Below are 7,500 nucleotides of genomic sequence, written 5' to 3' on the forward strand. Positions count from 1 at the left end.
TTAGCCTGCCAGCACCGCGCGAATGGCAGGCTCGTCGATATCGTCATGCTCGGCGATGGCGACCAGGGTGGTCTGGCGCCGCTCATCGGGGCGCCATGGGCGGTCGTACTGGTGACGAACCCTCGACCCGACGGCCTGCACCAAGAGGCGCAAGGGCTTGCCAGTCACGGCAGCGTAGCCTTTTACCCGCAGGATGCGATGGTCGCGGGCGAGCGTTTCGATACGCGCCACCAAATCGGCGGGATCGGCAATCTCGCCGAGCGCGATGACGGTGCTGTCGAAATCGTCGTGCTCGTGATCATCCTCATTGTCGTGATGCGAGGGCCGGGCAGCGATATCGTCTTCGGCGGCAGCTCCAAGTCCAAGGATCACGCGAGGGTCGACAATCCCTTCGGCTATCTCGATCACAGGCACGGGGCGGGGTGCTTCGGCCGCAATGGCTGCCCTTGCGGCAGCGACTCCGTCAGGTCCGGCCAGATCAACCTTGGTCAGCAAAACGAGATCGGCGCAGGCAAGCTGGTCCTCGAAGACTTCGGACAGCGGGGTTTCGTGGTCGATCCCCGGGTCTGCGGCGCGCTGGGCCTCCAGCGCTGCAAGATCGGGGGCAAACCGTCCGGCAGCAACCGCTTCGGCATCGGCCAGCGCAAGGACGCCATCCACCGTGATGCGACTGCGGATTGCCGGCCAGTCGAAGGCCTTGAGCAAGGGCTTGGGCAGGGCCAGCCCTGATGTCTCGATCAGGATATGGTCAGGGCGCGGATCAAGCGCGAGCAGGCGCTCTACGGTGGGAATGAAATCGTCCGCCACGGTGCAGCAGATGCAGCCGTTGGCCAGTTCGACGATGTTTTCCGCCGGGCAATCGGGAATGGCGCAGGATTGTAGGATGTCCCCATCCACCCCCAGAGTACCGAATTCATTGACGACCACAGCCAATCGGCGTCCGCCAGCGTTGCGGATCAGGTGGCTGATCAGCGTGGTCTTACCGGCACCCAGAAAGCCGGTGATGATCGTGACGGGTACCTTTGACAGGTCCGACATGGCAGTTCCTCCGCGCGCCAGAGCGACACCGGGCAGGGCTTGCCGGACAGGTCCGGTCGGCGCGCGACAACGGGCTGGCGCGACAGACGCCCGAAACCACGCGGCCGTGCAGCCCCAGCCGCACAGCTTCGTCGCTCAGACGGAAGAGTACCGTGCCTTGGCCATCCCCTGGACCCGGGCAAGAGCGACCAGAGCGCCGGCAGGTCTCCTGGCTCGCGGGTCACAGCTTGATGCACGCCTTCCCAGATGCGCGTTCATGCGCGGTCCAGTGGCTTTTCCTGCACGCGCAGGAAAAATGTGCATCGCGCTATCCGCTTACAGTTGCAGGGACAGCCGCGGATTTGGGAGCTACGCTCCCGCACCGCATTCCCGATTAAGCCCCGTTGGGGGCACCGGCGCGATCATCGATGGCACGGGCAAACCCGCATCATCATTGAATATCTCTAGACCCAAACTTCGATCATGCCAATCAAAGTTCGCGCTGAAATTGCAGGCGCAACCTCACTGTTCCGTTTCATCGGTTTCAACGGGAGCGCGGTCGAACCAGACGCGCCAGGGACCCACGTGCTCGTGACCGGCAGCGGCAAGACGGCGCAGGACGATGCGGGCTTTCGTTCGGCCCCGCCGTGTGTCGGGCCAATCAAAGAATTCAGGGTTTGCGCCTTCAGCCACAGCGGTGCGGATATGTGCGTCCACGGCACGATCCTGATCAAGGCCAAAGCGTTCAAGCATAGGTGAAAAGGCGGTGTCCGTATCGGGCACGAAATCGTGCCGTTCACCCAGTGCGTTCCGCCAAGGTGAGCGAGGGTGAATGTTCAGGATCGACTGATAGCCATCCGGAATGGGGACGTTGGCGCCATGTGGCCGACCCTTCCCGATAAGCTTGGCAAGCAGATGGGTGTGCGGGCCTTCCGGCGATTTCCCATCCGGAGGCGGAATCGGTTGGAAGACTTCGATCCGTCCGGCAGGCGAGAGCATGACCCGGTGGGGCTGCGCACGCAGAACCTCGGCCATGACTGTTGGCGAAGACAGCAGGTCCTGACCTTCAAGAGCCTCGAGAGCCCCGATCAGCGCTTCGTCGTCAGTGCGGGCGCACATCCTTATGGTGCCGTTACAAACGCCCATGTCGAACAGGCGGCTCGACTGGTCTTCCCTGCGAATGGCGTCGGTATCGGCGCCCAAAGATACGACAGCCCGATCGACCGAACCAGTCAGAGGCGCGCAGAGCGCCATTGCATGACCCCAGCTTTCGCCATCAGAGGACAGGCTATCCCAGGCAAGGCATTCAAAGCTATCCGAATGCCTGATCCGCAAGGCACCGCGAGCGGTCACGATTTCGATATTGTCGCGGTCGTTTTGAACCGTGGCCGGCTCATCCTCGTCGCGAATGAATTCGCCGATCGCACCGAATGTGCCGATGCTCCAGCCATGGCCAGGGTCGCACGCGAGACGTGCCAGTTCGTCAAAGGAAATCTGGTTCATGATGATACCCCGGACTTGAGAAAGCGGACGGAAATGCCGTCCCCGTCACGAGATAACCGGACCGGAACGTCATAGAGCGAGGTGAGTAGGCTTTCGGTGACGACTTCGTGCGTCGGACCGTGTGCAAGCAATCGCCCATCGCGGATTGCGAGGATCGAGTCCGCGAAGGCCAAGGCCAGATCAAGATCGTGGATCGCCATGACAACCGTGCACCCGGCCGTGGTCCGGGCCTTGAGACGCTGGACGGCATCGATGGCATGGCGTGGATCCAGACCCGCGGTTGGTTCATCAACGATCAGAAGCGCTGGATCGCCGACAATCGCGCGGGCCAGCATTGCCCGCGCCAGTTCGCCACCCGACAATTGCGTGGCTGGCCGATCCCGCAAACCCAGCAGATCGCAGGCGAGCAGTGCATCGTCGATGGCGGGAAGCAGAGCGGACGGTATGGTGCCGAATGCTGGCAGCGCCGGAGTCAGCCCGAGCGCAACCACGCGCTCTACGGTGATCGGCCAATCAACCCCCGCACGTTGCGGCAGATAGGCACGCAACTTGGCAAGTTCCCGGCGGCCAAGGCGGTGGAGGTCCTTGCCATCGAGTTCGACCGAACCTTGCACCGGGCGTTTGAGGCCCGATGTGATGTCCAGCAAGGTGCTCTTGCCGGCGCCATTGGGGCCGATCACAGCAGTCAGATGGCCCGATGGAACACGCGCCGATATCCCGTCAAGGACCAGACGCTGCCCCCGGCGCGCCGAAACACCATGAAAGTGCAGCGCGCTCATGCGGTGCGTCTCCGGACATGAAGGACCAGCCACAGGAAGAACGGTGCCCCGATCAGGCTGATGAACACCCCGAGATTTAGCGGCATGCCCCGGAATACCAATGTGCGCGACGCGATGTCGGCGAGGGTTACCAGAACGGCTCCAACCAGCATGGCCGGGATGAGCACCTTGCCTGGACGATGGGCGACCAGAGGCCGGACAAGGTGAGGCGCAATCAGGCCTACGAAACCGATCGTTCCGGATACGGCGGTTGCGCCTCCGACGCCAAGGGCCGTACCGATCAGCGCCAGCATGCGCGTTCGTGAAACCGCAATCCCCAGGCTTTCAGCCTGCGCTTCACCCAATGCAAGAGCATCCAGAGCTCGGCCCGTCAGCAGAAGCATCGTACCCCCGGCAAGGATAAAGGGTGTGGCAAGGCGGACATGATCCCAGCTTCGATCGGCAAGCGAACCCATCAGCCAGGTCATGATCTCGTAAGCGGCATAAGGATTGGGGGAGAGGTTGAGCGCCAGACTGACGCCTGCACTGGCTATGCTGCTGACTGCTGCCCCGGCCAGGATGAGCGATAGGGTACCGCCTCCCCGCGCAAGGATGAAGGCAATGCCTGTGGTGACGAATGCACCTGTCAGACCAAACAGCGGAGCGGCAAGGGTAAAACTGGCGGCAAAGCCGAAATAGATGGCGATGACCGCACCGAGCGAGGCACCTGCCGAAACGCCCAGCAGGCCGGGGTCAGCCAGCGGGTTTCGCAACAGCCCCTGCATGACGGCACCCGAGAGGCCAAGGATGCCACCGATGGCCATCGAAAGGACAACCCGTGGCAGGCGGATCTGGGTGACGATCTGGCCAGCCAGATCCGCATGATCGAAAGCCAGCGCCTGAAACGCTTCGCGTGGTGTCAACCAGACGGAGCCAGCCAGCACCGAAGCGAAAGCGCTGGCGAGCAGACAACTGACCAGCATGGGAACAAGCCACCGGGTCATAGCGATTTCCCACCGGCAAAGGGAAGGGGAGAGCGGGCATGGAGAGCCGCTGAACGAAGTTCGTTGCGCAACTGCATCGCGGCTTCCGTCACCATCGGCGTTCCGCAAACGTAGTACGCCTGTCGGATCGTCAGCGTACGGTCACCGTCCCAGTAGCGACGGATTAGAGGGTGTCGCTCGACGTTTTCGCGAAGCCCCGGGCGGCGACCTACCCCGGCGCCTTTCACCAGCAGGGACGGAGCAGAAAGGAGCAGGATTTCGATATCCGGTTTGCCGTAGCTGCTCTTCTGCAGTGTGTTGGCAACATTGGTCGCACCGGCTGTCTTGAGCACAGTGTCATAGAGAGACCCCGTGCTTGCATTGAAGCCAGCACCATCCCACGCAGCCACTCGTAGCGGCGGGCCCGGATCGCGCGCAAGGTCGGCCAGTTGGCGGTCCATTTTTGCGATCAATTCCTCGCCGCGAGCGGGCTCTCCTACTGCCTTGGCGACCTGTCGGGTTATCTTGCGGATATCTTCGTAGGTTTCCGCATGATCGACCTCGATCATTGGAAACCCTAATCGCTTAAGCAGTCCGCGTGTTGCCGGCGTCGTAAATGCCCCGGCAATAACCAGGTCCGGCTTCTGGCGCAGGACCTCCTCCGACATTCCATGGTTGATGTCGACACGCGCAGCCTCGCGGAACATGAGGGAGCCGTCGGGATCGCGCGACAGCCAAGTGACCGACGCGATCCGCTCAGGTGGCAGCAATGCCAGGACAAGCTGATCCGTGCACTGGTTCATCGACATGACATGGACTGGCTTTGCTGCCGCCTGGCTGCGACTACCAGACGGCTCCGTGCAACCGGCCAGAGCCGGAAGCACGGAGATCATCCAAAGGAGGCAGAGCGCCTTGCGGAACATCAGAAGCGGACGCGAACGCCACCATAGCCTGCGCGGCCCGGAGTGGCGAAACTGAACACCTCTTCGTATTGCTCGTTGATGAGGTTTTCTACGCGCGCAAACAACGAAATGTTGGGGCGCAACTTGTATTCGGCATTCAGGTTAACCAGTACATATTCCCTCAGGGACACGCGCACCGGAATGAAGCTTGGATTTGTAAACGCGACATCGGTCTGACGCCCGTTGTAGCGCACTGTCAACGTACCCGAAAAGCGCTCATCCTTGCTGAACACTGTCGCGTTGAAACTGCCGATATGCTTGGGGCGACGCACCTCGACTGTGCCGTTTTCTCGCGCATGAAGCCATGTGTAGGCGGCGTCCAGCCTGATCTGGGGAATTGGACGGGCGGCAAGGGCCACCTCAATGCCATGCTGTTTCGACAAAGTTGCACGGTTTGATGGCGTCGCTATGAAGGTCGGAGCGGGGAAGGTCGTGAAAATTTCGTCCTTCAGGCGGCTATCGAAATAGGTCGCGCTTATGGTGGCCTTGCCATCGCTGAAGCTTTGCTCGATGCCGGCTTCCCACCCTTCCGACTTCTCGGGCCTCAGGTTAGGGTTGCCAATATAGCGGCCATCGGAAAATCCATAGAGCTCGAAATAGCCCGGATTCTTGACCCCCGTTCCATAGGCACCGCGAACACGGGTACCAGTCGGGAGCGAATAACTGCCTTGAACCCGCCAAGTTGTGGGGTCATCAAAGCGATCATTTTCGTCATGGCGGATCGATGCACCAAAAGAGAATGCGTCGTTGATCAGCAGTTCATACTGCCCGACAATCCCGACATTGTCGGTCGATCTTTTTCCCTGAAACGCGAAGGATGACGGTGTGGTGTTCTGGAATTCTTCGCGCTCGACGTCGATTGCGGCGGTCAGGCGATGCCGGATGGCGTCGGTGCCCAGCCGCAGGCTCGATTCGAACGAGCCTTTGTAGCGGTTACCCTTGTTGCCGTAATCGAAGCCCGCAGCGTCGAAGCCCTTGCGCTCGCTCAACGCGACTTGCCCTGTCACTGCGTTCGTCCAGCGGCCGTCGAGCCCGATCAGTTCAGCTCTCACAAGACCATAGAAGGCCTTGTTTCTGAAGAACACGCCGGGGCTGTCGACGGTGAATCCGAATAGCGGGCTCGCCGGATTGTTCTCGCTGTTGTTGGTATCGGCTTCCGTGAAGCTGTAGCGGGCAACGCCGGTCAGTTTGAAGGTTTCGGACGGCGACCAGATGAGCTTGGCCGAAAGGCCTGCGATGTCGGAGCCGACATCCCTGCTGCCATTTCGTGCCGTGGGATAGCCGCCGGTGTGATAGTAAGCGCCAGACACAGCATAATCGAGATCGCCAGACACTCCGCCAGCACGCGCGCTTCCGGTGAAGGTGTTGAAGCTGCCGCCCTCTGCGCGCAAGCTGACCCCCGGAGCCTCCTTCCCGGTCAATGTCAGATACTGGATAACGCCGCCGATCGCGTCCGAACCGTAAAGCGAGGACTGCTGCCCTCGCAGGACTTCAACGCGGGCTTCGGGATCGGCAATGAGAGTGGCGAAATCGAACTCGCCAAAATACGGGTCCGAAGCTTCTATACCGTCAATCAGAACGAGGACGTGGTTGCCCTCGGAGCCGCGAAGCCGGAGCTGGGTGAGGCCGCCAGCAGCGCCGGTGCGGCTCACGGCAACGCCCGGCACATCGCGCAGAATGTCCGAAACAATCCGGGTCTGGCGCTGCTCCAACGCTTCGCTGTCCAGTACCGTCACCGACGCACCGAGCTTGTTTACGGCCACGGCCTCACCGGACCGTGACGCCGTCACGACAATGGTTTCTCCGCTGTCATTGGTTGTAGGCTGTCCCGGGTTCGACTGCGCGAAGGCCGGGCAGCTGGCTAGCGCCAGCGCAAACGTGGATACGAGAACAGGTTTCTTCATCGGGATACCCCCTTGGTGCCGAGCAACTGCGCGACGAAAAGGGGCAACCGGATCCATCAACTCCCAAGGCGAGTCGGGAGAGCGCACGAACGGTCGGCCAGGCCAACGCGAGTGGGCACAATTCACCCGCGCAGGACTAACCCTGCGGCCCCAGCCGCAATGGTTCGTCGCTCAGACGGAGGTTACCGTGCCATGGCCATCCCCTGGACCGCAGCAAGAGCGACCAAACGCCGGCAGGTCTCCTGGCTCGCGGGTCATAGCTTGATGCACGGCCTTCCCAGGCCGCGCTTGGACAAGCGTAAGGCCCAGTGGCTGCTTCCGCCCGAAGGTGGAAGCGATGTGCATCGCGCTCGCCGCTTACAGTTGCAGGGAC

Annotated in this window: 6 protein-coding genes and 2 riboswitches; all 6 genes read right to left on the reverse strand. The window is 61.6% G+C overall.

The window, feature by feature from the left end:
• Positions 1-1,038, reverse strand: a complete 1,038-nt coding sequence (gene cobW, locus AX735_RS02405) for a cobalamin biosynthesis protein CobW (RefSeq protein WP_039330625.1) — start codon at positions 1,036-1,038, stop codon at positions 1-3.
• A 181-nt stretch (positions 1,039-1,219) separates the two neighbouring features.
• Positions 1,220-1,450: riboswitch (cobalamin riboswitch) on the reverse strand.
• A gap of 89 nt (positions 1,451-1,539) precedes the next feature.
• On the reverse strand, positions 1,540-2,520 hold the full coding sequence (locus AX735_RS02410) for a DUF6925 family protein (protein ID WP_052241778.1): 981 nt from the start codon (positions 2,518-2,520) through the stop codon (positions 1,540-1,542).
• A complete protein-coding gene (locus AX735_RS02415) occupies positions 2,517-3,299 on the reverse strand; it encodes an ABC transporter ATP-binding protein (protein ID WP_052241777.1) in 783 nt (260 codons plus the stop codon). The genes AX735_RS02410 and AX735_RS02415 overlap by 4 nt, the downstream gene beginning before the upstream one ends.
• Positions 3,296-4,282 carry a FecCD family ABC transporter permease gene (locus AX735_RS02420; RefSeq protein WP_039330624.1) on the reverse strand — a complete coding sequence of 329 codons (987 nt, stop codon included), beginning with the start codon at positions 4,280-4,282 and terminating at the stop codon, positions 3,296-3,298. Before AX735_RS02420 ends, AX735_RS02415 begins: the two co-directional genes overlap by 4 nt.
• Positions 4,279-5,070, reverse strand: a complete 792-nt coding sequence (locus AX735_RS02425; protein ID WP_160328032.1) for an ABC transporter substrate-binding protein — start codon at positions 5,068-5,070, stop codon at positions 4,279-4,281. Before AX735_RS02425 ends, AX735_RS02420 begins: the two co-directional genes overlap by 4 nt.
• 113 nt (positions 5,071-5,183) lie before the next feature.
• Positions 5,184-7,127, reverse strand: a complete 1,944-nt coding sequence (locus tag AX735_RS02430) for a TonB-dependent receptor plug domain-containing protein (RefSeq protein ID WP_039330622.1) — start codon at positions 7,125-7,127, stop codon at positions 5,184-5,186.
• A gap of 215 nt (positions 7,128-7,342) precedes the next feature.
• A riboswitch (cobalamin riboswitch) is annotated at positions 7,343-7,500 on the reverse strand. This riboswitch is flagged as partial in the annotation.

The organism is Blastomonas sp. CCH1-A6, from assembly GCF_001556365.1.
Classification (GTDB): Bacteria; Pseudomonadota; Alphaproteobacteria; order Sphingomonadales; family Sphingomonadaceae; genus Blastomonas; species Blastomonas ursincola.